The following is a 26,738-nucleotide window of genomic DNA, read 5'->3' as shown; positions in this document are numbered from 1 at the left end:
CACGACAGACAAACGGGAGAGAACGTCATGAGCTACGCCACGCTGAAGCACTATATCGACGGCCAGTGGGTCGAACCGACCGGCGGGCGGGAGCAGGATGTGGTCAATCCTGCCACAAACCAGCCGATCGGCCGGCTGGGACTTGCCTCCCGCGCCGATCTCGACAAGGCGATCGCGGCCGCCGAGCGCGGCTTCCGCCAGTGGCGGAGCGTGTCCGCCTTCGAGCGTGGCAAGATCCTGCGCAAGGCCGCCGAACTGGTGCGGGCACGCGCCGAGGAGATCGCGACCATCCTGACGCAGGAACAGGGCAAGGTCATCGCCGAGGCACGGCTGGAAGTGCTCAGCGCGGCCGACATCATCGACTGGTTCGCCGGCGAGGGACAGCGCGCCTATGGCCGCCTCATCCCCGCGCGCGCCGACGGCGTGCGCAACATGGTGATCCTGGAGCCGATCGGTCCGGTTGCCGGCTTCGCACCATGGAACTTCCCGGTCACCCAGGCGGTGCGCAAGATCGCCGCGGCGCTCGCGGCCGGCTGCTCGATCATCCTGAAATGCCCGGAGGAGACGCCGGGCTCGCCCATCGGCCTGGTCGGCTGCTTCCACGATGCCGGAGTGCCGGCGGGCGTCATCAACCTTGTCTACGGCGTTCCCGCCGAGATTTCCGAGTATCTGATCCCGCACCCGTCCATCCGTAAGGTCTCGTTCACGGGCTCGGTCTCCGTCGGCAAGCACCTCAACGCGCTGGCCGCCAGTCACATGAAGCGCGCGACGATGGAGCTTGGCGGCCACGCACCGGTCCTCGTCTTCGACGATGCGGATGTCGCCCATGCGGCCAAGCTGATGGCGGCCTTCAAGTACCGCAATGCCGGACAGGTCTGCGTCTCGCCGACCCGCTTCTTCGTCCACGAGAAGGTCTATGACAATTTCGTCGCGGACTTCACCGGCATCGCGTCGGGCCTGAAGGTCGGAGCTGGCCTCGACCCGACGACCAATATGGGGCCGCTGGCCAATCCGCGGCGCGTCAATGCGATGGAGGCCTTCGTCGCCGATGCCGAGGAGAAGGGCGCGCGGATTGCAACCGGCGGCAGCCGCGTCGGCAACGAGGGCAACTTCTTCCAGCCGACCGTCCTGACCGACATCCCCGAGAATGCCCGTGTCCTGTCCGAGGAGCCCTTCGGCCCGCTCGCCCTGATGCTGCGCTTCAAGGACACGGACGAGGTGCTGTCGCGTGCCAACGCGCTGCCCTTCGGCCTTGCCAGCTATGCCTTCACGAAGAACGGCAACACGGCAACCAAGGTCGCCGATGCGCTTGAGAGCGGCATGGTCACGATCAACCATTTCGGCATCGCGCTGCCCGAGACGCCGTTCGGGGGTGTCAAGGATTCCGGCTTCGGTCACGAGGGCGGGATCGAGGGGTTGCAGGTCTATATGCAGGCGAAATTCGTCAGCCATATGGGATAGCCGGCGCCCGGACGGGGCCCGAACCGCCTGCGATGATTTGGCGCAAGCGCCCGGCCGGAATGATGTCCGGTTTCGTGGGTTGTCTCCGTCGGTTGCTGAAACCGCCGGAGGCGTCTTGGTCCCGCTTCGCGTTGTCGTGGCCCCGTCGGGCTTCAAGGAATGCCTTGGCGCCGAGGCAGTCACGCGCGCGATCGCGCGCGGCATCCTGAGCGCCTGCCCGACGGCCGATGTTGTCGAGGTGCCGCTCATCGATGGCGGCGAGGGCTTTGCAAGGGCCCTTGTCGGCATGACGGCTGGCACATTGCGCTCGTCGCAGGTGGATGGCCCGCTGGGCTCGCCTGTCGAGGCGGTCTGGGGCTTTGTCGGCGGCACAGACCAGAGAACGGCCGTCATCGACATGGCGTCCGCAGCGGGGCTTTCCCTGGTGCCTCGGGATCGTCGCGACCCGCTCTCGACCTGCACATTCGGCGTTGGCCAGTTGATCAGGGCCGCTCTCGATGCGGGCGCACGCCACATCATCGTCGGGTGCGGCGATTCCGGGACGAATGATGCCGGTGCCGGAATGGCGGCGGCGCTCGGCGTCAGGCTGCTGGACCGCCGGGGCCAGCCCATTCGCAGGGGCGCACAGGGGCTGCTCGACCTTGCCGACATCGACATGACCGGCCTCGACCCGCGCATCGCCGAAACACTGATCGAGGTGTCCTGCAACCTGGACAACCTGCTGCTTGGCCCGCGGGGCGTGGCACGCATCTATGGCCCCCAGAAGGGTGCACCAGCCGATGCGGTGGGACATCTGGAAATCGGTCTCGGCCGGTTCGCGGCGGTCGCCCGGCAGGCGCTCGGCATCGACTTGGCAGCGCTCGCCGGCGCCGGAGCCTCAGGCGGCCTCGGAGCAGGCCTTGCGGCCTTTCTCGGCGCCCGCCTGGTCTCCCGCTACGACATCCTGTCCCGGTTCCTCGATATCGATCGCCATATCGAGGGAGCCGACCTGGTCTTCACCGCGGAGGGCGGACTGGATGCCGGCAGCGCCGCCGGCAAGATTCCCGGCGAGGTCGGCCGCCGGGCCCGCAGCATGGGCATTCCCGTTATCGCACTTGTCGGCACGATCGGCGCCGAGGCGGAGATCGTGCGCGACCACGGCATCGGTGCCTATTTCACGACCGTTCAGGCGCCGTGCGCGCTCGACGAGGCCATGGCCGGGGCCGAGGACCAGATCGAGCGCTGCGCAGACAATGTCATGCGCACCGTCATGATGGCGTTCCAGGTCGCGGCATCTGCGACCGCGCGCAGCAAAGCCTCGGCCGGACGGCTTGCCGCCGGTCCAGCTCAGTAGAGATTGGTCGTATAGGCGATCTCGAGGCGCTGGTTTGCCGCCTCCGCGTCGATGCCCTGAATCTGGTCGGCAAGCACCGTGCCGAGCCGCGGGAAGGCGTCCCGAGCGATCCGTTTGTCCGGATTCCACAGATCGGCGCGCAGCAACGAGCGGCCGCAATGGAAATAGGCCTGCTCGACCGTGACCTCGAGCGCCGAGTCAGGCACGATCCGGTCCCTGATCGCCATGGACTGGAGCACGGCCGGGTCGGTGACGATGCGGGCCTTGCCATTGACGCGAAGGGTCTCGTTGAGCCCCGGAACCAGAAACAGCAGGCCGACATCCGGCCGCTCCAGCACGTTCTGCAGCGTATCCAGGATGTTGTTGCCGCGCCGGTCGGGCAGAAGAAGCGTGTGGTCGTCCACGACATGGACGAAGCCCGGTGCGTCGCCGCGGGGAGAGCAATCCGTGCCAGCCGGGCCGGTGCTCGCGATGGTCAGGAACGGCGACAGCGCAATGAACCGGCGGCAATGGGCATCCAGCCGGTCGAGGACCTTTTTCTGCGTCACCTCGGCCGGCTGGTCATAGACCCGGCGCAGGGCTTCGGTGTCGTCGATCGTGCCCGCCAGAGCGGTCGATCCGTCGCTGCAATTGCCATCGCCCATGACACCTCCCCTTCAAATCTCTTGCCCCACCGAGGGCAGCACAGGCGGGCAAGGCCGGTCAACGTGGCGGGGCCAACATCCGAAGCGGAGCGGCCTGCCGCCAGCCGCCCCCGCCAGGGTGTGCGGCAAGGCGTGATCGGCGAGCCTTAGCATGCGACCGACCGTCGCGCAGCGTGCGGTGCAACACGCTGCAGCCGGACCGCCCGTGCGGCCTGCATGTCGGCTGCTGCCAAACCAGGCCTCCCGCCGGGCCGCGCGGATGCCTAAGTTCCGCGCCATGTCCGCGATCATCTCCGTCCGAAATCTGTCAAAGCGCTACAGCTCCGGCTTCGAGGCGCTGAAAGGTGTCGATCTCGACATCGAGAAGGGCGAGATCTTCGCTCTTCTCGGTCCGAATGGCGCCGGCAAGACCACCCTGATTTCCGCGATCTGCGGCATCGTCAGGCCGAGCGGCGGCTCGGTCGCGGTCAGCGGCCACGACATTGCCCGCGACTATCGGGCTGCACGGGCGCTGATCGGGCTCGTGCCGCAGGAACTGACGACCGACGCTTTCGAATCGGTCTGGGCAACGGTCAGTTTTTCCCGGGGTCTGTTCGGCAAGGCCGCCGATCCGGCGCTGATCGAGCGAATCCTGAAAGACCTGTCCCTCTGGGACAAGAAGGACTCAAAGATCATGACGCTGTCGGGCGGCATGAAGCGGCGCGTCATGATCGCGAAGGCCCTCTCGCACGAACCCTCCATCCTGTTTCTCGACGAGCCGACGGCAGGGGTCGATGTCGAACTCCGGCGCGACATGTGGCAACTGGTCCGGCGTCTGCGCGAAGGCGGTGCGACCATCATCCTCACCACCCACTACATCGAGGAGGCCGAGGAAATGGCCGACCGAGTGGGGGTGATCTCGAAGGGTGAGATCATTCTGGTGGAGCAGAAGACCGAGCTGATGCGCAAGCTCGGCAAGAAACAGTTGGCCGTCGATCTTCAGTCTGCGATCGGGACGATCCCCGAAACCCTGTCCGGCTATGACCTGACCCTGTCTGAAGATGGACGAAAGCTCGTCTATACATACGATACCATGGCCGAGCGCACCGGCATCACGGCGCTTCTGCAGGCCCTGGCGGCCGCGGGCCTGCGCCTCAGGGACCTGCAGACGAGCCAGAACTCGCTGGAGGACATTTTCGTCAGCCTCGTGAGCGAGCGGTCATGAATCTCCACGCCGTCAAGGCCATCTACCTGTTCGAGATGGCGCGCACCTGGCGCACGCTCTGGCAGAGCATCGTTTCGCCGGTCATCTCGACATCGCTCTATTTCGTGGTCTTCGGCGCGGCCATCGGCTCGCGCATGGCCGAGATCGATGGCGTCGCCTATGGCGCCTTCATCGTTCCGGGCCTGATCATGCTGTCGCTGCTGACCCAGAGCATTTCGAACGCCTCGTTCGGCATTTATTTCCCGCGCTTCACGGGCACGATCTACGAAGTGCTGTCGGCGCCGGTCTCCGCCGCGGAGGTCGTCATCGCCTATGTCGGCGCTGCCGCCACCAAATCGGTGCTGCTGGGTCTCATCATCCTGGCCACTGCGGCGCTTTTCGTGCCGCTGAGGATCGAGCATCCCGTGTGGATGATCGGCTTTCTGGTGCTCACCGCCGTGACCTTCAGCCTGTTCGGATTCATCATCGGAATCTGGGCCGAGGGCTTTGAACAGCTTCAGTTCATTCCCATGCTGGTGGTGACGCCGCTGACGTTCCTTGGCGGAACCTTCTATTCCATCGACATGCTGCCGCCGGTCTGGCGCACGGTCAGCCTGCTCAACCCGGTGGTCTATCTGGTCTCGGGATTCCGCTGGAGCTTCTACGGCACATCGGAGGTTGGCATTGCCGTCAGCCTCGCCATGACGCTCGCGCTTCTTGGCCTGTGCGTTGCCGTCACCGCCTGGATCTTCCGCACCGGCTATCGCCTGAAGGCCTGAGTCGCGGATCGCGCTACCGCACTGCAGCAGCGTTTCTGGTCTTGACAAGACCCGTCGGCGCAATGGACCGTCGCTCTGTAGAATAACCGATTAAGAACCGCGAGATTGCGGCTGGTCGGGAACGCCAGGGGGAATGCCAAATGAAGATCAAGGGTTTGATCGCCGCAATTGCGGCGATAGCGCTGACGTTTGCGGTCACCACCGCGGATGCGCAGGATCGCAGGGTCAGATTGCAGGTGGCGGGAGCCTTCCCGTCGTCGACAGGACTTCTGGGCCCGACGCAGCAATATCTCGTCAACACGCTCCGGGCGATCTCCGGAAATTCGATCGACGCGCGCTTCTTCGAGCCGGGCGCTCTCGTCCCGGCCGGACAATATCTCGATGCGGTCGCCAACGGCTCGCTCGATTCGGCGTGGACGGTCGGCGGTTTCTGGACGGGCAAGGACATCACCTTCGCGCTCTTTGCGTCGGTGCCGTTCGGTCCGGAGGCCGGCGAATACCTCGCCTGGATGCGCCATGGCGGCGGCAACCAGCTGATGGAGGAGCTCTACACCAAGTACGGCATCGGCAAGGTGCTGCTCTGCGGCCTGATCTCCCCGGAGGCATCCGGCTGGTTCCGGCGAGCCATCAATGGACCCGAGGATCTGCGCGGCCTGAAAATGCGCTTCTTCGGCCTCGGCGCCAACGTCATGCAGCGGCTCGGGGTTGCCACCCAGCTCCTGCAGGCGGGCGAGATCTTCCAGGCCCTTCAGCTTGGGACGATCGATGCGACCGAGTTCTCCATGCCGGTCATGGACCTGACGCTCGGCTTCCACCAGGTGGCGAAGTTCTACTACTTCCCCGGCTGGCACCAGATGTCGACGCTGAACACGCTGATCATCTCCAAGCAGAAGTGGGCCGAATTCTCGGACACGCAGAAGCGCCAGATCGAGGTGGCCTGCGATTCCACCATGCTGCGCCAGTTCGCCGAGGGCGAGGCGGTGCAGGGTGCGGCCATGCGCGAAATCCAGTCCAAGGGCGTGGAGATCCGCTACTGGTCGAAGGACATGCTCGACCTGTTCCGCAAGACCTGGGAGCAGGTTGCAGCCGAACTCGTCAACACCAATCCGGAGTTCAAGCGGGCCTGGGAGAGCTACACCCGGTTCCGCGCCGAATATGCCATCTGGAAGCAGCACGGCTATCTGAGGGATTGATCCCTCGGGTCCTTGCGGGGGCGGCACGACTGCCCCCGCACCTGCCCTTCTTGCCGAACCTTGCATCGCAGGACAGTCCCTGAGCGCGCCACGCCAGCGGACGCCCGTGCCAGCGTGGCCATTCCGGGAGTGATGAGATGCGCCGCCTGCTTGGCGTCAGCAATGCTATTGATGCGGTCCTGAAGTCGGTTGCCCATGTCGGGGCCTGGTTCTTCATCGCCTGTATCGTCACGATCTGCTTTGACGTCATCACGCGCAAGGCAGGCTTCCAGCTCAATCTGTTCGGCATCGACCTGGGCTCCACGCGCCTGCAGGAACTGGAATGGCATTTCCACGCCGTCCTGTTCCTCACCTGGCTGGGCTACGCCTATATCCGCAATGCCCATGTGCGCATCGACGTGTTCACCGGTCATCTCGACCAGCGCCGGCAAGCCCGGCTTGAGCTGATCGGCTGCATCATCTTTGCCCTGCCCTATCTGTTCGTCGCTCTGCCTTTCGCCCACGAGTTCTTCGTGCAGTCGTTCCGCCAGATGGAAGGTTCGAATGCGCCGAACGGGCTGCCCTACCGGTTCGTCATCAAGGGCTTCCTCTATTACGGGTTCCTGTCGGTCCTGGCCGCCGTCATTTCGGTGATGCTCCGCCGCATCGTCTTCCTGTGGGGACCGCCGCCGCTCGCCGATGAGGCGCTCCACATCCCGGCGAAGGCGTGAGGCAGGACCATGTGGGACTTCTTCATCGACCACCTCGCCATCCTGATGTTCTTCACGCTCATCGGGGTCATGTTCGTCGGCTATCCGGTTGCCTTCGTGCTCGGTGCCACCGGTGTCTTCTTCGCCCTGCTGGGCATCTGGGGCGGCGTGTTCCGCCCCGTCCAGTTCGCCTCGCTGCTGCCGCGGGTCTATTCACAGGCGGTCGAGAACCAGGTTCTGGTCGCCATTCCCATGTTCATCTTCATGGGGACGATGCTCGAACGATCACGGGTCGCCGAGCAACTCCTGCACACGCTGCAGGTGCTGCTCCGGCGCGTGCCGGGCGGGCTTGCCCTGTCGGTTACCCTGCTCGGCACGATCATGGCGGCCACCACCGGCATTGTCGGCGCCTCGGTGGTGATGCTCACCCTCATCGCCCTGCCGGTCATGCTGGAGCGCGGCTACCAGAAGGAACTGTCGGTCGGCACCATCGCCTCGGCCGGAACCCTCGGCATCCTGATCCCGCCCTCGATCATGCTCGTCATCATGGGCGACCTGATGTCGATCCCCGTGGGCACGCTGTTCGCCGGCGCCTTCCTGCCGGGCCTGCTGCTCTCGGCGCTCTATGTCATCTACATCATCGCCCTTGCCTGGTGGCGGCCGCACCTTGCTCCGCCGCTCGGCGCGAACGAGGGACCGCAGACGGCAGGCGAGCTGTGGTCGCTGACCTGGCGCACCTTCATCCCGCCGGCGGCTTTGATCTGTCTCGTGCTCGGCTCCATCTTCGCCGGCTGGGCCACGCCGACGGAAGCCTCCGGTGTCGGCTGCGCGGGCGCCATTCTGCTGGCCATCTTCAACAAGCAGTTCAGCCTGAAGATCCTGCGCGAGGTGATGCATTCCTCGGCGCTGACCAATGCCATGGTCTTCTTCATCATCTTCGGCGCCACCCTGTTCGCCTATGTCTTCCGGGCACTCGGCGGCGACGATATCGTCGTGGACGTGCTCAAGGCCGTGGGCATCACGACCGGTTGGGAGATCCTGATCTTCGTGATGATCCTCGTGTTCATCATGGGCTTCTTCTTCGACTGGATCGAGATCTGCCTCATCGTCCTGCCGATCTTCGGACCGATCATCGGCAATGCCGATTTCGGCACCTTCGTGCAGGGCAAGCAGGTGGTGCTGGCCTGGTTTGCCATCCTGATGTCGATCAACATGCAGTCGGCCTTCCTCACACCGCCGTTCGGATTTGCCCTGTTCTACATGAAGGGGGCGGTGCCGGCGGGCGTGACGATGGGCCACATCTACCGCGGCATCATCCCCTTCGTGGCGATCCAGATGCTGGGTGTCGCGATCTGCATCGCATTCCCCGATTTCGTGCTGTGGCTGCCACGCTACTGGGGCTTCCTGCAATGAGCACGGCTCCCATGCCGCCTGACGCGCTTGCGCGATTTCGCACATAGTGGATTCATCTCTCTGAAAGTGGAGAGACGGGATTCACCATGGCGGGCAGGCGAAGGCGGGCGACGGGCCCGGTCGGGATCGGCCACAATGGCGGGCCGCCGCTGGAAGAGAAGCGGAGCCCGCCCTGGGGCAAGGGCGACCCGCATCGCTTCCTGACCTGGAGCCGGGCCTCCAAGGCAGCCTGGAAGCCGAAGTCCCGCGACGTCGCGCTGTTCCGCCTGGGCCGGGCTGAAAAGCTCGGCCTGACCTATGAGGAATACACGCTCGAAGTGCTCGAACGCGGGCGTTTCCTGCAGGAAGAGGACGGCGAGCAGATCGCCGCCATCAAGGCCGGGCGCCGCAGCCGCAGACCGCGCATGTCGGCTCCCCGCAAGCGGGACTTAACCTGACCCCCGGCGGCGTGGCAGGTTGGCCGGAAGGGGAGCCCTTGCATGACCGTCCTGTCCGAACTCGATGCCTTCGCCCTTGGGGCCGCCTTTCGCCGGCGCACATTGTCGCCGGTCGATGTGGCAACCGATGCTCTCGACCGGGCCGAGGCGAGCCAGGCCACGATCAACGCCTTCGTCACGATCGACCGCGAGCGCACGCTCGGCTGGGCGCGCGAATCGGAAGCCCGCTGGATGCGCGGGGACCCGCTGGGGCCCTTCGACGGCGTTGGCGTGACCATCAAGGACAATATGGCGGTTGCCGGCTGGCCGAGCCTCAAGGGATCGGCCGTCACGCCGAAGGAGCCGGTGACGTTCGATGCGCCCGTGACGGCGCGCTGCCGGGAGGCGGGTCTTGTCATCCTCGGCACCACGACCATGCCGGAGTTCGGCTGGATCGGCCTGTCGACATCACCGCTCACCGGCCATACCCGCAATCCCTGGAACCTTGAGCGGACGGCCGGCGGCTCGACCTCCGGCGGCGCGGCGGCAGCGGCGCTCGGCATCGGCCGCTTCCATCTCGGCTCCGACGGCCTCGGCTCCATCCGCATTCCGGCCGCCTATTGCGGCGTTTCGGGCATCAAGCCGAGCTTCGGGCGGGTACCGGCCTACCCCATCTCGGTGATGGGCGAACTCGCCCATCTCGGCCCGATCGCCCGCGATGTCCGGGAGGTCGCGGCCCTGCTCTCCATCCTGTCGGGACCGGATGCGCGCGACCCGATGGCGTGGAACACGCCGGCCCCCGACTACACGATCGGGACGGCGGACGGGGTCAGGGGTCTGCGCATCGCCTATTCGCCCCGCCTTGGCTTCGCGACCAAGGTCGACCCGGCCGTCGAGAAGGCCGTGGCCGAGGCGGCCCGGGTGTTCGAGAATCTCGGCGCCACCGTGGACCAGGTCGATCCGCCCGTAGAGGACCCGGCGCCCATCGCCTGGGACATCTGGAACGCCGGCGCAGCACTTGCGCTGGCCGCGTTCACGCCCGTGCAGCGGGCCCAGATGGATCCGGGTCTGGTGGCCTGTGCCCAGACGGGCGCGGCCATGCCGGCCACCGCCCTGATCGAGGCCCTGCTCTACCGCCGCACCCAGGTTGTCGTCGCGATGGCCGCCTTCCACGAGCGCTACGACCTCCTCCTCTCCCCGACCATGCCGACGGGCGCGATCCCGCTCGGCGCGGACCTGCCGCCACCCGGCTTCGCCGGCCAGGACGCCTGGGGACCCCTGTGGACCGACTGGTGTCCGTTCACGCCGCCCTTCAACGTCACCCAGCAGCCGGCGGGTACCGTCCCCTGCGGCCTCGATGCCGATGGACTGCCCGTCGGCCTGCAGATCGTCGGGCCGAAGCGCCGCGACGACCTCGTTCTGAGGGCGATGCGGGCTTTTGAGGCCGCGCGCCCGCCCGCGCGCGTCCACATGTCGCACAGCCGGTCCTAACCCGCGGGCAAATGCTCGGAAAATGCGCGACCGTTGCCCGTGCAACGGGATTGACACCGCTTCGTCAGGCGTCGTCTGATCCAGCCTTCCGACGGCCGGGCCGGACCCGGCGCGTGGAGTTCCAGGGGAGAGTCGTCATGAAATCCGTCAAATTGTCCCGCCGCACCGTGATGGCCGGCGCTGCCGCCGCCGGTGCCATGGCGAGCACCTCGGGCGCCTCGGCCCAGGGCGCGGCAAATGTCCTGCGCGTGGTGATGCACTCGGACCTGCGCATCGTCGATCCGATCTGGACGACCGCCTACATCGTCCGCAACCACGGCTACATGATCTACGACACGCTCTTCGCGCTCGACGCCAAGGGCGAGGTGCAGCCGCAGATGGTCGATCGCTACACCGTCAGCGACGACAAGCTGACCTACACGTTCACCCTGCGCGACGGCCTGATGTGGCATGACAACCAGCCCGTCACCACCGCGGACATCATTCCCTCCATCCGCCGCTGGGCGGCGCGCGACCCGCTCGGCCAGACCGTGAACGGCTTCATCGCCACCATGGAGGCAAAGGATCCCAAGACTTTCGAGATCAAGCTGAAGGAGCCGACCGGCCTGCTCGTCTTCGCGCTCGGCAAGCCGTCCTCGAACGTGCCCTTCATGATGCCGAAGCGCGTCGCCGAGACCGACCCGAACAGCCAGATCACCGAGTTCGTCGGCTCGGGACCTTTCGTGTTCCAGCGCGATGAGTGGAAGCCCGGCGACCGTGCCGTCTACACCAAGTTTGCGGGCTACAAGCCGCGTTCGGAGCCGGCCTCGAGCCTCGCCGGCGGCAAGGTGGTCAAGGTCGACCGCGTCGAGTGGCGGGTCATCAGCGACCAGCAGCAGGCCGTCAACGCCCTGCTCGCCGGCGAGATCGACATCATCGAATCGCCCAGCCACGACCTCTATCCGCTGCTGAAGGCGGACAGCAACGTGAAGATCGTGAACTGGAACCCGCTGGGCAACCAGTACACGATGCGCTTCAACCACACGACCGCTCCTTTCAACAACCAGAAGATCCGCCAGGCGGTGCTCTATGCACTGAACCAGGAGGACTTCCTGAAGGCGACCATCGGCGACCCCGAATACTACAAGGTCTGCAAGGGCATGTTCATCTGCGGCACGCCGCTGGAGTCGACCGCCGGCATGGAGGACAAGCTGGAATCGAACTTCGCGAAGGCGCGCCAGCTCCTCCAGGAGGCCGGCTACAACCGCGAGCCGGTGGTGCTGCTGCACTCGACCGACCTGCAGGTGCTGACCAACCTGGCGCCGGTGGCCAAGTCGCTGCTGGAGCGCGCCGGCTTCGTCGTCGACATGCAGTCCATGGACTGGCAGACGGTGGTTGCCCGCCGCGTGAAGCGCGACCCGCCGACGCAGGGCGGCTGGAGCGCCATGCTCACCTCGTGGGTTGCGGCCGACATTCTCAACCCGGTCATGGCCGGCTTCTTCAATGCCTCGGGCGACAAGGCGGCCTTCGGCTGGCCGAACGATCCGGAGATGGAGGCGCTGCGTGCCCGCTTTGCCCGCGCCGGCACCCCGGCCGAGCAGAAGCAGATCGCCGAGGCGGTCCAGCGGCGTGCTTCCGAAAATCCGACCCACATCCATCTTGGACAGTGGTACGGAGCGGGCGCCACGCGCTCCAACATCTCGGGCTGGCTGGAAACCCCTGCTCCGGTGTTCTGGAACATCGAGAAGTCTCGCGGCGCGTAAGCCCGTAAACCAAACGGCGGCCGGACGTCCGGCCGCCGTTTCCTTTTGCTTGGGGACCAGATCGGCCCAACCATGCTGTCGTATATTCTCAGACGTCTCGCGGCGACCGTGCCGGTGCTGTTCACCGTCGCCGTGATGGTGTTCCTCATGCTGCGGCTGACGCCCGGCGACCCCGCCGCGATCATCGCCGGCGACAATGCCTCGACCCAGCAGATTCTGGAGATTCGCCAGAAGCTCGGCCTCGAGCAGCCCATTCTCCAGCAGTTCTTCATCTGGCTGGGCAACCTTTTCCGCGGCGATCTCGGCGAGAGCTTCTTCTTCCGCAAGACGATCGTCGAGCTGATCTCGGAGCGGATCGAGCCGACGCTGTCGCTCGCCGTTCTGACCATCGTCCTGGCGGTGGTCATCGCCATCCCGCTCGGGGTGCTGGCCGCCTACAAGCAGGGCACGTGGATCGACCGCGTGGTCATGGGCTTCTCGGTGATCGGCTTCTCGGTGCCGGTCTTCGTCATCGGCTACCTGCTCGTCTATGTCTTTGCCATCAAGCTCGGCTGGTTCCCCGTCCAGGGCTACCAGCGGATCGGCAATGGCGTCGGACCGTGGTTCCGCAGCCTGGTCCTGCCGGCGCTCACGCTTTCGGTGATCTACGTGGCACTGATCGCGCGCATGACCCGCACCAGCGTGCTGGAGGTCCTGTCCGAGGATTACATCCGCACTGCGCGCGCCAAGGGCCAGACCGAGATGAAGGTGCTGTTCGCCCATGCGCTGAAAAACGCCGCCGTGCCGATCGCCACCGTGGTCGGCATCGGCGTCGCCCTGCTCATCGGCGGCGTCGTGGTGACGGAGAGCGTGTTCTCGATCCCCGGGCTCGGCCGTCTGACGGTCGATGCCGTGCTCGCCCGGGACTTCCCCGTCATCCAGGCGATCATCCTCGCCTTTTCCTTCGTCTATGTCCTGATCAACCTGATCGTCGATCTGTCCTACACGATCTTCGATCCGAGGATCCGCTATTGACCGCCCCCGCATCCACCACGCCGATTCCCGAAGCCGTCGACGCTCCGGCACCGGCCAAGCCGACCGTCTGGAAGAAGATCCGGCGCAATCCGGCCGTCGTCACCGGCTCGATCATCGTGCTGATCATGGTGTTCATCGGCCTGATCGCGCCGCTGATCGCCACATCCGACCCGTCGGCGATCAATCCGGGCGCGCGCAACCGCCTGCCGATGATGGAGAGCACCTCGCGCGCAGACGACGGCACGCGCGTGACGACGACGCATTACATGGGCACCGATACGCTCGGTCGCGATGTGTTCTCACGCGTTATCTACGGCGCACGGGTCTCCATCTTCATCGGCATCGCCGTGGCGGTCCTGTCGATCAGCATCGGCCTGGTCGTCGGCCTGCTCGCCGGCTATTTCCGGATGCTCGACAGCATCATCATGCGGGTCATGGATGGCTTGATGGCGATTCCGGCCATCCTGCTCGCAATCGCCGTCGTGTCTCTGTCGAGAGCCGGGCTGCTCTCCGTCATCATAGCCATCGTGGTCCCGGAGGTGCCGCGCGTCGTGCGGCTTGTGCGCTCGGTCGTGCTGTCCGTCCGCGAAGAGCCCTATGTCGAGGCTGCCATCATGTCCGGCACCCCGACACCGCTCCTGCTGATCCGCCACATCCTGCCCAACACGATCGCTCCGCTGATCGTGCAGGGAACCTTCATCTGCGCCTCGGCGATCCTGGTGGAAGCCATCCTGTCCTTCCTCGGCATCGGTATCCCGCCGGAAATCCCGACCTGGGGCAACATCATGGCAGAGGGCCGGCAGTTGTTCCGCGTCTTCCCGCACAACATCCTCTATCCGGGCATTTTCCTCGCCCTCACCGTGCTTGCCGTGAACATGCTGGGCGATGGCCTGCGCGACACGCTCGATCCGAAAATGGAGAAGCGCGGATGAGCGTTCCGATCCTCGATATCCGCAACCTGACGGTGGACCTGCCGAAGGGTGCGGACCGCCGCCATGCGGTGGAGAATGTCTCCTTCTCGGTCAGTCCGGGCGAGATCGTCTGCGTGGTCGGCGAATCCGGCTCGGGAAAGTCGGTCACCGCCCATTCGGTCATGGGGCTGCTGCCCAAGGGCCAACTCGCGGCGACCGGTGGCGAGATCCTGCTGGCCGGCGAGGACATGCTGAAAGCCTCGGCCAGCCGCCTCAGGGCGCTGCGCGGCACGCGCATGTCAATGATCTTCCAGGAGCCGATGACGGCTCTCAACCCGGTCGTCACCTGCGGCGCGCAGATCGACGAGGTCCTGCAGATCCATACCGGTCTCGGCGTTTCCGAGCGCAAGGAAAAGGTGCTGGCGGTGATGGATTCGGTCCGCCTGCCGGACCCGTCCAAGATCTTCGACGCCTATCCGCACCAGCTGTCCGGCGGCCAGCGCCAGCGCATCATGATCGCCCAGGCGCTGGTGCTCGATCCGGCGCTGCTGATCGCCGACGAACCGACCACGGCCCTCGACGTGACCACGCAGGCCCAGATCCTGAAGCTGGTGGCCGAGATGCAGGAGCGGCGCGGCACGGGCGTGCTGTTCATCACCCACGATTTCGGCGTCGTCGCCGAGATTGCCCATCGGGTGGTGGTCATGCAGCACGGCCATGTGGTGGAAACCGGCACGGCCGAGGAGGTGCTGAAGCACCCGCAGCATCCCTATACCCAGATGCTCATCAATGCCGTGCCGACGCTCACCCCTCCGGTCCGCGAGACCCTGACCGGCACGGTCGCGCTGGAAACGGTGAAGCTGACCAAGATTTATGGCGGCGGCGGCTTCTTCCAGAAGGTCCGCGAGGTCAAGGCGGCGACCGATGTCGATATCCAGATCCGCCGCGGCGAGACGCTCGGCATCGTCGGCGAATCGGGTTCGGGCAAGTCGACGGTTGCCCGCTGCATCGCCCGGCTGATCGACCCGACATCCGGCACGATCCGCGTGGGCGACCTTGATGTGGCGACCTTGTCCCAGCGCGAATTGCGGCCGCATCGCAAACATTGCCAGATCGTCTTCCAGGACCCCTACCGCTCGCTCAATCCCCGCCGTTCGGTGGGGGCCTCCATTCTCGAGGGACCGATGAATTTCGGCGTGTCCCCGGCCCAGGCCATGGCCAAGGCGCGCGACCTGATGAAACTGGTCGGCCTGTCACCCGATGCGCTGGATCGCTATCCGCACCAGTTCTCCGGCGGCCAGCGCCAGCGCATCTGCATCGCCCGGGCGCTTGCGATGGAGCCGGAGGTGCTGATCGCCGACGAGGCGGTGTCGGCTCTCGACGTGTCGGTGCAGGCTCAGGTGCTCGACCTGCTCGACGACGTGCGCAAGCAGTTCAACCTCGCCGTCCTGTTCATCACCCACGACCTGCGCGTCGCCGCCCAGATCTGCGACCGGATCGTGGTGATGCAGAACGGCGTGGTGGTCGAGCACGGCAAGACATCCGAGGTCTTCGGCAATCCCCAGCACGACTATACCAAGGCATTGTTCGAGGCAGCTCCCGGCCGCAATTTCGAGTTTGCCAGGGTCGCGTGACGGATGGCCTGACAGGGCCGCGGCGGCGTGGAATAGTGCCCCATGCGCCGCGCCCTGACTGCCTTCATCGCCTTTCTCCTCACAGGCTCACTGAGCCTGCAGGCCGCCGGACAGCCGGTCGATCCGGACATTCTGCGCAGCCTCGCCGGTTCCTGGCTGGTTGCGCCGATCAACGGCGCGCCGGGCTGCCGGGTGAGGCTCGGAGCGGAGCCGGCCATCGGGGGCCATGCGCTTGAGCTTGAACCCGATTGCGCGGCAAAGGTGCCGGCCATCGCTTCTGCCGCTGCCTGGCACCCGGTGGGCGGGCTCACCCTGATCAGCGCCACGCGCCAGCCGCTGCTGCGCTTCACCGAAAACGAGGACGCCTCCTATTCCGCCCCCGAGCCGGCCCCCGGCTACGTGCTGGTGCGCGCGCCGGCCGGCGTCGACCGGGTCGCGAATGCGGGGGATGCCTTCGGCGACTGGGTGATGCGCCGGCCCGATGGCGAGGTCATCTGCCGCGTCCATCTGTCGAACCGTCCGCCTCCGGGCGGCCAGGAAAGCTATGCGGTGCGAGTCACCGCGCAGGGCTGCCAGACTGCCGTCACCCGCCTGAGGCTCGCCTCCTGGCGGGTCGAGGCTCCGAAGCTGGTGCTCTACGGCCTCGACGGCAACAGCCTGTCGTTCCTGCGGACGGCGACCGGCTTCATGAAGGACCCGGCCGAGGGAGGCCGGCCGCTGCTGCTCGAACGGGCCGGGAGGTGACACGATGGCGGGGACGCAGATTCCGGCCGCAACGCTTGCCCGACGGATCGCCGCCGCGCGCGGGACCGCCGAAGCCGATCTCGTCATCCGCGACGTGCGCCTGTTCGACCTCGTCACCGGCAACCTGTTCGCCACCGACATTGCCATTGTCGGCGACACCATCGTCGGCACCTATGGCGACTATCGCGGCACGACCGTCATCGAGGGCCGGGGCCGCATCGCCGTGCCCGGCTTCATCGACACGCATCTGCATGTCGAATCCTCGCTTGTCACGCCCATGGAGTTCGACCGTTGCGTCGCCCGCCACGGCGTCACGACCGCCATCTGCGATCCGCACGAGATTGCCAATGTGCTCGGCCGCGCGGCCCTCGACTACATGCTGGAGGGAGCGAGCCGCACGGTCATGGACCTCAGGGTGCAGCTCTCGTCCTGCGTGCCGGCGACGCATCTCGAGACATCCGGGGCAAGGCTGGATGCCGAAGACCTGATCCCCTATCGCGACCACCCACGGGTGATCGGGCTTGCCGAGTTCATGAACTTTCCCGGCATTGTCCATGCGGACGCGGCGTGCCTGGCCAAGGTGGAGGCCTTTTCCGACCGGCACATCGACGGTCACGCGCCGCTTCTCGGCGGCCTCGACCTCAACGCCTACATCGCGGCCGGCATCCGCACCGACCACGAGACAACCGGTGCCGACGAGGCGCTGGAGAAGATCCAGAAGGGCATGACGGTGCTGATCCGCGAGGGATCGGTGTCCAAGGACCTGCACGCCCTTGCCCCCCTCCTCACGGTGCAGACCTCGCCGTTCCTCGCCTTCTGCACGGACGACCGCAATCCGCTCGATATCGCCGAGGAGGGCCATCTCGACTTCATCATCCGCACGGCCATCCGGCTCGGCGTGCCGCCGCTTGCCGCCTACCGCTCGGCCTCGCTGACGGCGGCCACCGCCTTCGGGCTCAGGGACCGCGGCCTGATCGCGCCGGGCAAGCGCGCCGATATCGTGCTGCTGGACGACCTGGAGGCCTGCGCGGTCTCCACAGTTCTGGCCGGCGGCGTGCTGGTCGGGCCCGAGGCCTATGCGGAGCGCGCGCCGGTGGCGCCGGTCGGCCTCGACAGCATGAAGGCGCGGCGGGTGACGCCAGCCGATTTCCGGGTGCCGGGCACCGGCACCTCCGTCCCGGTGATCGGCGTCATACCGGGCATGATCATCACCGAGCACCTGACCATGGACCTGCCGGCGGCCGATGGTGGGGTGCTGTGCGACTTCGACAAGGACGCTGTGAAGGTCGCGGTGGTGGCCCGCCACGGCATCAACGACAATATCGGCCGCGGCTTCGTCCACGGCTTCGGCCTGCAGCGCGGCGCGATCGCCTCCTCGGTCGGCCATGACAGCCACAACATCTGCGTGGTCGGCGCAGACGATGCCGACATGGCAACGGCCGTGAACCGGCTGGTCGCCATCCGCGGCGGCTTCGTCGTGGTCGAAGGCGGCAAGGTGCTGGCCGAACTGTCGCTGCCCATTGCCGGCCTGATGAGCGACAGGCCGTTCGAGGACCTGATCGAGCCGCTGAAGGCCCTGCGCGCAGCGGCAACCGGCCTTGGCGTCGTGCTGGCCGAGCCGTTCCTGCAGGTCGCCTTCCTGCCGCTGCCGGTCATCCCGCATCTGAAGATCAGCGACCGCGGCATGGTCGATGTCGACCGGTTCCAACTGATCGGCTGAGACGGGCGCTGCACGTCGGCTTTTGCATCCTTCGAGGCTCGCGCTTCGCGCTCGCACCTCAGGATGAGGAGGTTTGGTGCATTGCGCGGAGGCTATCCGGGTCTCGACGGTCGAGCATGGATCGACCCGGATGCAAGATGCGCCCCTCCTCATCCTGAGGTGCGAGCGACAGCGAGCCTCGAAGGACGCATCTGCGGCCATGCCGCGCCGGACTGAAGCGTCCGCAGAAATCGGGTGGAGAGATCGGGTGTCCTGACCCCCTGAGGCCATGCGAGGGCTCGTGCCGGAGACCCGCCATGACCCAAAGCCAGCCTCGCACGAGCCCGGCCCGCCTCGGCCCGACCTTTGCCCGCCTGTTCGCCACAGCCGGCCTGGTCCAGTCGGCCGACCAGATCGCCCTTGCCGCCCTGCCCATCACCGCCGTCCTGCTGCTTGGCGCAGGTCCCGGCCTCGTCGGCGCGCTGGTGGCGGCCCAGACCGCCGCCTGGCTTGTCGTCTCGCTGCCGGCAGGGGTCGTCGTCGACCGCTGGCCGCGCTCGCACGTCCTTGTCGCGGCGCTCATGCTCTGCCTTGCCGGCTCGCTCGCGGCGGTAGCGGCCGCCGCCCTGGGCAGTCCGCTGCTGCTGGGCGCCGCCGTGTTCATCGGCGCGGCCGGCACCGTGACCTTCGTGCTGGTGCAGATCGGCCTCGTTCCGGTCCTGGTCGAACCCGCAGGCCTCCCGCGTGCGAATGCCCGCATCGAGCTGGCCCGCGCGCTGGCGGCCACGGCCGCGCCCTTCGTCGTCGGCTGGCTGGCAACCCGCGTGTCGCCGCTTGCCGGCTACCCGCTCGCCGCGCTGCTGGCTCTGGCCGCCCTTTTCGCCGCCACGACCCTGCGACTGCCGGCCGCTCCGCATTCGCCGGCGGCCCGTCCTCCGGTTCTCGCCGCCATCGCGGACGGCGCGCGTTTCGTGGCCGCCGAGCCGGTCCTGCGGGCCATCGGGCTCTGTGCCATCTTCTGGAACTTCGCCTTCATGGCCCTGCTGGCGGTGTTCCTGCCCTTCGCGCTCGCCCGCCTCGGCACCGACGCCGCCGGCGCGGGACTGGCGCTCGGCGCCAACGGCATGGGCATGATCCTGGGGGCTGCCGCCGCGCCTTTCGTCTTCGCCCGCGTGGAACCGCGCGCCGTCCTGGTCTTCGGACCGGTCTCGTCGGTCGTCGGGGCGCTGATCATGGTCGCCTCACCCGGCCTTGGCGGACTGGCCGCCGCAGGCCTTGCCTTCGGCCTCATCGGCTTCGGCCCGGTTCTCTGGCTGGTCATGCAGACCTCGGTGCGCCAGCTGGTCACGCCGCCAGCCCTGATGGGCCGGGTGACGGCGACCATCCAGGTGGCGATCTACGGCATTCGGCCGGTCGGGGCGCTGGCGGGCGGCCTTGCCGGCCAGTTCGCCGGCTTCGAGGCCGCGCTGGCTCTCGTCGCGGTCGCCTTCGCCGCTTCAGCGCTGGTGGCGCTGGCCTCACCGCTCGCCAGGATGCGCGCCCTGCCCGCGCCCGCGACCGCATGACAGGCGGGCTATGACGAGCGGATGCTTGGCGCCTTCCGGGCTTTGGCCTAAGACACCTGATCCGTTTCGCTTGAGGACCACGCCATGGCTGTTGCCCAGCTTCACCCCGCCACCGGCTATGTGAAGGACAACGAGGAGTTCAACTGGGAAGACCCGCTGAACCTCGACGCCCTCCTGACCGAGGAGGAGCGCATGGTGCAGGAGACCGCCCGCACCTATTGCCAGGAAAAGCTGCTGCCGCGCGTCACGTCCGCCTTCCTGGACGAACGCTTCGACCGCGAGATCATGACCGAGATGGGCGAGCTTGGACTGCTCGGCTCGACGCTGCCCTCCGAATATGGCGGCGCCGACCTCGGCTATGTCGCCTACGGGCTCATCGCCCGCGAGGTCGAGAGGGTCGATTCCGGCTATCGCTCGGCGTGTTCGGTGCAGTCCTCCCTCGTCATGTATCCGATCTACGCCTATGGCTCCGAGGAGCAGCGCAAGAAGTACCTGCCGAAGCTCGCCTCGGGCGAATGGGTCGGCTGCTTCGGCCTGACCGAGCCCGATGCCGGGTCCGACCCCGCCGGCATGAAGACGCGTGCCGTGAAGGTGGACGGCGGCTACGTGCTCAAGGGCTCGAAGATGTGGATCACCAACTCGCCGATCGCCGATGTCGCGGTCGTCTGGGCCAAGACCGACGATGCCATTCGCGGCTTCGTCGTCGAGCGCGGCATGAAGGGCTTCTCCACCCCGAAGATCGAGGGCAAGGTGTCGCTGCGCGCCTCGGTGACCGGCGAGATCGTCCTGGATGACGTGTTCGTGCCGGCGGAGAACATGCTGCCCAATGCGCGCGGCCTGTCCGGCCCGTTCGGCTGTCTCAACCGGGCCCGCTATGGCATCGCCTGGGGCGCCATGGGGGCTGCCGAGGACTGCTGGCACCGCGCACGGCAGTACACGCTCGACCGCAAGCAGTTCGGCAAGCCGCTGGCCGCGACCCAGCTCGTGCAGAAGAAGCTCGCCGACATGCAGACCGAGATCACCCTCGGCCTGCACGGCGCGCTGCGCCTCGGCCGCCTGATGGAGGAGCACAACTTCGCTCCGCAGGCCATCTCGCTGATGAAGCGGAACAATTGCGGCAAGGCGCTGGACATCGCCCGGCTCGCCCGCGACATGCACGGCGGCAACGGCATTTCGGCCGAGTATCACGTCATCCGCCACATGGTGAACCTGGAGACGGTCAACACCTATGAGGGCGCCCACGACGTCCACGCGCTGATCCTCGGCCGCGCACAGACCGGCATCCAGGCCTTCTTCTGATCGTTGCGGCCGTCTGATGGTGCAGAGCCCGGCCTTCGTGCCGGGCTTTGTCGTTCAAGGGTGCTCCCGGATGGCCCCGCCCTCACCGTCGCTGGGGCCTTGCCCGCGGCTCGACCTGGATCGACATCAGATAGGCGACGATGGCCGCCGCCCGCTCGGCCGAGAACACGAATTCCGGCATGGCCGGATGGCCCGAGGTGAAGCCTTCGGCAAGCGCCTCCTCCAGCACATCGACCGGATAGCGGCGCGAGAGCTCACGGAACAGCGGAGCGTTGGGGTAGCGGCTGGCATCGTCCCGGCCGACGCCGTGGCACAGCGCGCAGTGCTGGCGCAGCAGCGCCTCGCCGCGCTGGATCAGCACGCGATCGCGGGCTGCGCCCGACTGGGCAAGCACCGGCTGAGCGAGGGCCAGCATGGCAAGGACGGCGATGAGGGCAACGGGGCGGGAAAGGGGGACCATGGCGGCCTCGGCAGGCGGGGATGACGCCACCCTGCGCCACCTGCCCGCCCGCCGCCTTGCGATCGATCAAGCCGCGAGCGCCACGAGTTCCGCCGTCAGCACCGAGCGGGAATCGGCAAAGGGCGCGATCACCGTGAAATGGTTCGCCCCCGGCATGACGAGGATCTTGGTCTCGGCCCCCATCGCGGCCCAGCATTCGGCCAGCATCCGGCTCTGGCGGTGATACTCGGAGGATTCGGCGCCTCCCACCACGGCAGTCACCCTCAGGCCCTCCGGCGGGGTCCAGGTGACCGGCGACAGCCGGGAGGCATCGCCCGGCTCCATGCCCAACGCCTTGTTGACGAAGGTCTTCATCAGGGGCGCGAGGTGGAACAGCCCCGATACCGGCATGGCTGCGGCGATCATCGGTTGGGCTTCACCGATCCACGGCCAGTTCGCGCCAGCTAGGCACGCGGCCAGGTGGCCGCCGGCAGAATGGCCGAAGGGCAGCACCTTGCGGCCGGTCCGTCGATCCAGTTCGCGCGCGCAGGCGATGGCCTGATCGACGATCTCGCCGAGCTTCACCTGCGGGCAGAGGTCATAGCTCATCACCGCCACGTCCAGCCCGTGGGCATTGGCGCCGGCCGCCATGTGGCTGAACGAGCTCTTGTCCAGCGCCTGCCAGTAGCCGCCATGGATGAACAGCAGCACCGGGGCCCCTTCGCGCGCGCCGGCTGCCGGGAAGAGGTCGAAGCGGTGGCGCTCGCCGGTGCCGTAGGGCTGGTCGAGGGCGGCATCCGGCCGCGCCGCGCGGAAGGCGCTGGCGTCCGTTGCCCAGCCGGCCATGATCGCCGGATGGTCGGGCACCATGGCGCGGTTGTTGTACTCGGCGTCGAGATGGGGTCCGGGCATGGTCATGCCCCGGTCGGGCGGCATGAGGGCAGCGTGAATTGACCGGGCAGCCGCGTCGGCCTACGGCTCACCGCTCCCGACCTCCCGGCGCATTCGTCATGGCATCGATCAAGCAAAAGGCAGCCCTCGCATCCATTGCGGTCACGGTCGCACTGACCGTGGCCAAGGCCGTCGTCGGCTTCGCCTCGGGGTCCATCGCGATTCTGGCGGAGGCGGCCCACGGGCTGGTCGACACGGCGGCGACGCTGCTCACCTTCTACGCCGTGCGGCTCGCCGACAAGCCTGCCGACGAGGACCACCCCTACGGCCATGGCAAGGTGGAATCGATCGCGGCGCTGGCCGAGACCGCCTTCCTGTTCCTGGTCTCCGGAATCGTGGTGACGGAGGCCGTGCGCCGGCTCCTGGACGGGGGCCAGCCCGTTGAGGTCACCCCCTGGCTCGCCGGATTCCTGGTGCTGGTGATCGCCGTCGACTTCTGGCGCGTGCGCGTGCTCTCGCGCCTCGCCCAGGAGACCGGCAGCCATGCGCTCGAATCGGGTGCGCTGCATTTCGCCGCCGACATGGGCGCGTCGACCGTGGTGCTGATCGGCCTCGGCTTCGTCTGGCTCGGCTATCCCAAGGCCGATGCCATCGCCGCCATCGCGGTCGCGATCCTCATCTGCGCCATGAGCTGGCGGCTCGGCCGGCGCACCATCGACACGCTGATGGACCGCGCCCCGACGGGCGCCAGCCAGGCGCTGGCCGAAGCGGTCGATCAGGTCCCAGGCGTCGTCTCCGTCGATCGGGTTCGCCTGCGCGAGGTGGGCAACGAGACGCTGGCCGAGATCGCGGTGAACGTGAACCGCACCCTGCCGCTGCACCGGGTCGCGGCCATCAAGTCGGCGATCGCCTCTGCCGCCGAGGCGGCGCGGCCAAACACCCAGACCACCGTCACCACCAATGCGGTGGCGCTCGACGACGAGACGGTGATGGAGCGCGTCCACCTCACCGCGCGCCTTCAGGGGCTGGCCGTCCACCACATCACGATCCACCATGTCGGCGAGCGCCTGTCGGTCGGGCTCGACCTGGAGGTCGATGGCGCCCTGTCGCTGGGCGAGGCCCACACCATCGCCAGCCACCTCGAACAGGCCGTGCGCGAGGAACTCGGCGAGGATGTGGAGGTGGAGACGCATATCGAGCCGCTGCAGGTCGAGATGCTGACCGGTGCCGACTGTCCGCCCGAGACGGTGGCGCACCTGGCCGGTGCGCTGAAGACCTTCGCGGCGGAAGAGGGACCGATCACCGATGTCCACAGCGTCCGCGTCCGGCGCACGCCGCAGGGCCTCGTCGCGGTGTTCCATTGCCGCGCCGACCCGGCGCTGTCCATCGGCGAGGTCCATGAGGCGGTCGACCGGATCGAGCGGCGCTTCCGGCGGGCCCATCCGGAAATCGTGCGGGTGGTCGGCCATGCCGAGCCGCGGCGGCCCCTTCCCTCCTGAGCCAAGCGGCCATAGGGTCGGCCCCCTCCACCAACCATCAGGGATGCCCCAGACGATGCGCAGCGACGTGGCCAGGCCGGTCCGGCTCTCCGACTACCGCGTGCCCGACCATGTGGTGACAAGCGTCCGCCTCGACGTGTCCCTGCACCCGACGCGCACGCGTGTGGTGGCCGAACTGGCCGTCGAGCGACACCCCGAGGGCCGGCCCGACGCGCCGCTGGTGTTCGACGGCGACGGCATCGCCCTCGTCTCGCTCGCCCTCGACGGCGAGGCGCTCGAGGCGAGCCGCTACGAGGCAACGCCGGATGCGCTGACCCTTGCCAGCCCGCCCGCCGGCCCTTTCCGCCTGACCATCGTCACCGAGGTGAACCCGGAGGCCAACAGCCAGCTGATGGGGCTCTATCGCTCCTCCGGCACCTGGTGCACCCAATGCGAGGCCGAGGGCTTCCGGCGCATCACCTATTTCCCAGACCGACCGGACGTGCTCGCGGTCTATACCGTGCGGCTGGAAGCGGAGAAGGCCGAGGCGCCCGTGCTGCTCGCCAACGGCAACCTGGTGGAGGCCGGCGACCTGCCCGGCGGGCGGCACTATGCCGTCTGGCACGACCCGCATCCCAAGCCCAGCTACCTGTTCGCCATGGTCGGCGGCATCCTGTCCTGCGCGTCCGACAGCTTCACCACGCGCTCCGGCCGCAAGGTGGCGCTCAACATCTATGTCGAGCCCGGCAAGCAGGACAATTGCGCCTATGCCATGGACGCGCTGAAGCGCTCCATGCGCTGGGACGAAGAGGCCTATGGCTGCGAATACGACCTCGACGTGTTCAACATCGTGGCGGTTTCCGACTTCAACATGGGGGCGATGGAGAACAAGGGCCTCAACATCTTCAACGACAAATATGTGATGGCCCTGCCGGACACCGCGACCGACCAGGACTATGCCGCCATCGAGGCGATCATCGCCCACGAATATTTCCACAACTGGACCGGCAACCGGATCACCTGCCGCGACTGGTTCCAGCTCTGCCTGAAGGAGGGTCTGACCGTCTTCCGCGACCAGGAGTTCTCCGCCGACATGCGCTCGCGCGCGGTGGAGCGGATCGCCGATGTCAGGCTGCTCAAGAGCCACCAGTTCCCGGAGGATGCCGGGCCGCTGGCACATCCGGTTCGCCCGGAAATCTATCACGAGATCAACAACTTCTATACGGCGACCGTCTACGAGAAGGGCGCCGAGGTCATCCGTGCGCTGAAGGTGCTGATCGGCCCGGAGGCGTTCCGGCGCGGCATGGACCTCTATCTGGAGCGCCACGATGGCGATGCCGCGACGGCGGAGGATTTCGTTGCCTGTTTCGCCGAGGCGAGCGGCCGCGACCTCAAGCAGTTCTTCCTCTGGTATCGCCAGTCGGGCACGCCGGAAGTCGCGGTCGCGACCCGCCACGACCCGGTTGCCGGCACCTTCACCCTCGACATCACGCAGAGCCTCAGGCCCACCCCCGGGCAGCCCGACAAGCAGCCCATGGTCATTCCGCTCGCGCTTGGCCTGATCGGGGCGAACGGCGAGGACCGGCCGCTTCTGACCGATGACGGCGAGACCGTGCCCGGCGTCATCGCCCTGACCGAGGCCCGGCACCGGTTCGTCTTTTCCGGCCATCCGACGCGGCCGGTCCTGTCGATCAACCGCGGCTTTTCGGCCCCGATCATCCTGAAGGCCGACCTGTCGGCCGATGACCTTGCCTTCCTGGCCCGCCATGACGCCGACGCCTGCAATCGCTGGCAGGCGATCCAGACGCTGGCGACGACCGCGCTCGTGGCAGCCGGCCGGCCGGGCGCGCCGCCCGCGGCGGTGGAGCCGCTGGCGGGCGTGCTGCAATCGGTGCTGGAGCGCGCCGATGCCGATCCGGCCTTCGCGGCCCAGGCGCTGGCGCTGCCCTCGGAGGCCGATATCGCCCGCGAGATCGGCGCCGATGTCGATCCCGACGCCATCCTCGCCGCCCGGCGCGGCCTGCGCGCGGCGCTGGCCGGGCGCCTCGGCCCTGCACTGGATACGGTGATCCACAGCTTCACTCCCGCCGGTCCTTTCTCTCCCGATTCGACCTCGGCCGGCCGGCGCGCGCTCGTCAATGTCGCGCTCGACCTCGCCGCGGCTGGCGGCGGCGAAGACCGGTTGGCGGCGGTCGCCGAGCGGCTCGGGCGTGCCGACAACATGACCGACCGCCTGGCAGCGCTCGCCATCCTCGCCCAGCACGCCGGTGCGCGGCGCGAGGCCGCACTCGACGCCTTCCGCGACCGCTATCGCGGCAATGCCCTGATCCTCGACAAGTGGCTGGCGCTGCAGGCTTCCATCCCCGAAGCCGGCACGCTCGACCGGGTGCGGGCGCTGATGACGGGGCCGGATTTCTCCGCCACCAATCCCAACCGGCTGCGTTCGCTGGTCGGCAGCTTCGCCACCGCCAATGCCACCCAGTTCAACCGCGCGGACGGGGCCGGTTATGCCTTCCTCGCCGATGTCGTGCTCGAAACCGACAGGCGCAATCCGCAGGTCGCCGCACGGCTCCTGTCGGCGTTTCGCTCGTGGCGCGCCATGGAGCCGGTCCGGCGGGCAAAGGCCGAGGCCGAACTGCGGCGGATCGCGGCCGTCTCGCCCCTGTCGGCCGATGTCGCCGATATCGTCCAGCGTTCGCTCGGCTGACGGTCCGGACGCC

Annotated in this window: 22 protein-coding genes; 19 read left to right on the top strand and 3 right to left on the bottom strand. The window is 67.4% G+C overall.

Annotation, left to right across the window (positions count from 1 at the left end; genetic code table 11):
* Positions 1 to 27: 27 nt before the first annotated feature.
* Together ACTIFS_RS08105 and ACTIFS_RS08100 are read left to right on the top strand one after the other, a co-directional pair.
* Positions 28 to 1,461, top strand: a complete 1,434-nt coding sequence (locus tag ACTIFS_RS08105; protein ID WP_439573571.1) for an NAD-dependent succinate-semialdehyde dehydrogenase — start codon at positions 28 to 30, stop codon at positions 1,459 to 1,461.
* A gap of 115 nt (positions 1,462 to 1,576) precedes the next feature.
* Positions 1,577 to 2,794 (top strand): glycerate kinase family protein, encoded by a 1,218-nt coding sequence (locus tag ACTIFS_RS08100; RefSeq protein ID WP_439573570.1) that lies wholly within the window; start codon positions 1,577 to 1,579, stop codon positions 2,792 to 2,794.
* Here the strand turns inward: ACTIFS_RS08100 and ACTIFS_RS08095 are convergent.
* Entirely contained in the window at positions 2,788 to 3,438 is a 651-nt protein-coding gene (locus tag ACTIFS_RS08095; RefSeq protein ID WP_439573569.1) for a pyridoxamine 5'-phosphate oxidase family protein, read from the bottom strand. The genes ACTIFS_RS08100 and ACTIFS_RS08095 overlap by 7 nt on opposite strands.
* Before the next feature lie 277 nt (positions 3,439 to 3,715).
* Here ACTIFS_RS08095 and ACTIFS_RS08090 point away from each other — a divergent pair, with 277 nt between their 5' ends.
* The 15 genes from ACTIFS_RS08090 (at position 3,716) to ACTIFS_RS08020 (ending at position 21,210) form a co-directional block, all read left to right on the top strand.
* On the top strand, positions 3,716 to 4,642 hold the full coding sequence (locus tag ACTIFS_RS08090; protein WP_439573568.1) for an ABC transporter ATP-binding protein: 927 nt from the start codon (positions 3,716 to 3,718) through the stop codon (positions 4,640 to 4,642).
* A complete protein-coding gene (locus ACTIFS_RS08085; protein WP_439573567.1) occupies positions 4,639 to 5,400 on the top strand; it encodes an ABC transporter permease in 762 nt (253 codons plus the stop codon). The genes ACTIFS_RS08090 and ACTIFS_RS08085 overlap by 4 nt, the downstream gene beginning before the upstream one ends.
* Before the next feature lie 140 nt (positions 5,401 to 5,540).
* Positions 5,541 to 6,593: a TRAP transporter substrate-binding protein gene (locus ACTIFS_RS08080; protein ID WP_439573566.1), complete on the top strand. Its 1,053-nt coding sequence runs from the start codon at positions 5,541 to 5,543 to the stop codon at positions 6,591 to 6,593.
* Positions 6,594 to 6,730: 137 nt separating this feature from the next.
* On the top strand, positions 6,731 to 7,303 hold the full coding sequence (locus ACTIFS_RS08075; protein WP_439573565.1) for a TRAP transporter small permease subunit: 573 nt from the start codon (positions 6,731 to 6,733) through the stop codon (positions 7,301 to 7,303).
* Positions 7,304 to 7,312: 9 nt separating this feature from the next.
* Positions 7,313 to 8,695 carry a TRAP transporter large permease gene (locus tag ACTIFS_RS08070; protein ID WP_439573564.1) on the top strand — a complete coding sequence of 461 codons (1,383 nt, stop codon included), beginning with the start codon at positions 7,313 to 7,315 and terminating at the stop codon, positions 8,693 to 8,695.
* Between the two features lie 86 nt (positions 8,696 to 8,781).
* The gene (locus tag ACTIFS_RS08065) at positions 8,782 to 9,132 is read left to right on the top strand and encodes a hypothetical protein (RefSeq protein WP_439573563.1); all 351 of its coding nucleotides are present in this window, start codon (positions 8,782 to 8,784) and stop codon (positions 9,130 to 9,132) included.
* 42 nt (positions 9,133 to 9,174) lie between these two features.
* Entirely contained in the window at positions 9,175 to 10,602 is a 1,428-nt protein-coding gene (locus tag ACTIFS_RS08060) for an amidase (RefSeq protein WP_439573562.1), read from the top strand.
* Positions 10,603 to 10,739: 137 nt separating this feature from the next.
* Positions 10,740 to 12,344: an ABC transporter substrate-binding protein gene (locus tag ACTIFS_RS08055; protein WP_439573561.1), complete on the top strand. Its 1,605-nt coding sequence runs from the start codon at positions 10,740 to 10,742 to the stop codon at positions 12,342 to 12,344.
* 72 nt (positions 12,345 to 12,416) lie between these two features.
* Positions 12,417 to 13,358: an ABC transporter permease gene (locus ACTIFS_RS08050; RefSeq protein WP_439573560.1), complete on the top strand. Its 942-nt coding sequence runs from the start codon at positions 12,417 to 12,419 to the stop codon at positions 13,356 to 13,358.
* Complete coding sequence (locus tag ACTIFS_RS08045) at positions 13,355 to 14,290, top strand: ABC transporter permease (protein WP_439573559.1); 936 nt, start codon at positions 13,355 to 13,357, stop codon at positions 14,288 to 14,290. Before ACTIFS_RS08050 ends, ACTIFS_RS08045 begins: the two co-directional genes overlap by 4 nt.
* Positions 14,287 to 15,903: an ABC transporter ATP-binding protein gene (locus tag ACTIFS_RS08040; RefSeq protein ID WP_439573558.1), complete on the top strand. Its 1,617-nt coding sequence runs from the start codon at positions 14,287 to 14,289 to the stop codon at positions 15,901 to 15,903. Before ACTIFS_RS08045 ends, ACTIFS_RS08040 begins: the two co-directional genes overlap by 4 nt.
* Positions 15,904 to 15,945: 42 nt before the next feature.
* On the top strand, positions 15,946 to 16,647 hold the full coding sequence (locus ACTIFS_RS08035; RefSeq protein ID WP_439573557.1) for an AprI/Inh family metalloprotease inhibitor: 702 nt from the start codon (positions 15,946 to 15,948) through the stop codon (positions 16,645 to 16,647).
* 4 nt (positions 16,648 to 16,651) lie between these two features.
* Positions 16,652 to 18,367 carry an adenine deaminase gene (gene ade / locus ACTIFS_RS08030; RefSeq protein ID WP_439573556.1) on the top strand — a complete coding sequence of 572 codons (1,716 nt, stop codon included), beginning with the start codon at positions 16,652 to 16,654 and terminating at the stop codon, positions 18,365 to 18,367.
* 296 nt (positions 18,368 to 18,663) lie between these two features.
* The gene (locus ACTIFS_RS08025; protein WP_439573555.1) at positions 18,664 to 19,911 is read left to right on the top strand and encodes an MFS transporter; all 1,248 of its coding nucleotides are present in this window, start codon (positions 18,664 to 18,666) and stop codon (positions 19,909 to 19,911) included.
* Positions 19,912 to 19,995: 84 nt separating this feature from the next.
* A complete protein-coding gene (locus ACTIFS_RS08020) occupies positions 19,996 to 21,210 on the top strand; it encodes an acyl-CoA dehydrogenase (protein ID WP_439573554.1) in 1,215 nt (404 codons plus the stop codon).
* Positions 21,211 to 21,292: 82 nt separating this feature from the next.
* Here ACTIFS_RS08020 and ACTIFS_RS08015 read toward each other — a convergent pair whose 3' ends face one another.
* Positions 21,293 to 21,670 carry a c-type cytochrome gene (locus ACTIFS_RS08015; protein ID WP_439573553.1) on the bottom strand — a complete coding sequence of 126 codons (378 nt, stop codon included), beginning with the start codon at positions 21,668 to 21,670 and terminating at the stop codon, positions 21,293 to 21,295.
* A 66-nt stretch (positions 21,671 to 21,736) separates the two neighbouring features.
* Positions 21,737 to 22,567, bottom strand: coding sequence for an alpha/beta hydrolase (locus ACTIFS_RS08010; RefSeq protein WP_439573552.1), 831 nt, complete (start codon positions 22,565 to 22,567; stop codon positions 21,737 to 21,739).
* Between the two features lie 92 nt (positions 22,568 to 22,659).
* Between ACTIFS_RS08010 and ACTIFS_RS08005 the strand changes: the two genes are divergently transcribed.
* A complete protein-coding gene (locus ACTIFS_RS08005; protein ID WP_439573551.1) occupies positions 22,660 to 24,039 on the top strand; it encodes a cation diffusion facilitator family transporter in 1,380 nt (459 codons plus the stop codon).
* 55 nt (positions 24,040 to 24,094) lie between these two features.
* Positions 24,095 to 26,725 carry an aminopeptidase N gene (gene pepN / locus ACTIFS_RS08000; protein ID WP_439573550.1) on the top strand — a complete coding sequence of 877 codons (2,631 nt, stop codon included), beginning with the start codon at positions 24,095 to 24,097 and terminating at the stop codon, positions 26,723 to 26,725.
* Positions 26,726 to 26,738 lie beyond the last annotated feature (13 nt).

The organism is Phreatobacter sp., from assembly GCF_051860605.1.
In the GTDB taxonomy this organism is placed as follows: domain Bacteria; phylum Pseudomonadota; class Alphaproteobacteria; order Rhizobiales; family Phreatobacteraceae; genus Phreatobacter.
This window is presented reverse-complemented; position numbering and strand designations above follow the sequence as displayed.